This is a genomic window from Pseudomonas sp. MONT-RG-20F-20-E-7-02, assembly GCF_022662395.1.
Taxonomy (GTDB): Bacteria; Pseudomonadota; Gammaproteobacteria; order Pseudomonadales; family Pseudomonadaceae; genus Aquipseudomonas.
Map to the genome: position 1 here is coordinate 1 of NZ_JAKNQN010000042.1, position 421 is coordinate 421.

Sequence of the window (421 nt, forward strand, 5' to 3'; positions counted from 1 at the left end):
AACGGTAACGTCGGTTTGCGCCTTGTTGGTCAAGGTCGCGGTGTAGGTGATGTCGCCGCCTTCAACCACAGATGCTTTGTCGGCAGTCAGGGAAACGGTGGTGTTGTCGATCGAGTCGGTGATCGTGGTGACCGCTGCCTTCGGATCGGTAACCAGGTTCTCGAAGTTACCGCCTGCAGTTTTCGCGATCGTAGTGCTGACGGTGTAACCGTTGTTGTAGACGTCGTTAGCTGGCGTCTGGAACACAGTCGAACCAACGGTTTCACCGGCTTTGATGGTAATGGTCTGACCGTTGCTCAACGTCACAGTGACGTCAGTCTGCGCCTTATTGGTCAAGGTCGCGGTGTAGGTGATGTCACCACCTTCAACCACCGAAGCCTTGTCAGCAGTCAACGAAACCGTGGTGTTGTCGATCGAGTCA

At 54.9% G+C, this 421-nt stretch carries 1 protein-coding gene; it reads right to left on the reverse strand.

Annotated features, from left to right (window positions below; genetic code table 11):
• Positions 1-421: immunoglobulin-like domain-containing protein (locus L8I05_RS29450; protein WP_242176729.1), on the reverse strand; the 421-nt coding region annotated here is incomplete at both ends.